The 663-nt window shown below is 37.7% G+C and carries 1 protein-coding gene; it reads right to left on the bottom strand.

Going from position 1 to position 663, the window contains the following annotated elements:
• A partial coding sequence (locus AC3G7N_RS21305) for a DUF418 domain-containing protein (RefSeq protein ID WP_489424138.1) occupies positions 1 to 622 on the bottom strand: 622 nt, incomplete at its 3' end.
• Positions 623 to 663 lie beyond the last annotated feature (41 nt).

Genomic DNA, 663 nt, shown 5'->3' with positions numbered 1-663 from the left:
CAACAGTAACAAACGGCTTGATTACCTTCATTCCTGTGCCTGACCTAGCCAACAGTGCGATAGAAAAGATATAAAATAACGCTGACACTGGTCCTCCAATATTATCCTGTGCAAACGAAAACCAGATTGGGTTTCCATAAGCATAGGGACCTAACTTTAATACAAGAAACAACACTAAACTAATCATCCATCCCCATTTCAACACCCTATCGTACCGGTCTAAATCATGCAGCCACCGTTTTCTTGCGATAAACATTCCTACCAAAAATAACGGTAATAATGTACCAGTCAGGAATATATACGAAATCCCACCATTGGCATACACCCAGTCCACATAGTTTTGCGACCATATATCGCCTAAACTATTGCTTTGATAGGAAATAATGGCTTGTTCAATTGCTCCGTGGTCTACAAATCCAAGATAATCTCGATACGCATACAAAAACATCGTGTAATATGTAACGCATACTCCCATCAGGAACACAGCCCAAACTAGCAATGTTTTATTTTTCACATTGATAAACAGCAATAAAACAAGCCCAATAATCCCATATGACAATAAAATGTCACCATACCAAATTAAAAATGCATGAATCATTCCAAACCCTATTAGAATAAGCATTCTTCTAAATAATACAGAATACACTGCACTTCCCTTTTCTC

It is taken from the genome of Virgibacillus carmonensis (genome assembly GCF_057836705.1).
This window is presented reverse-complemented; position numbering and strand designations above follow the sequence as displayed.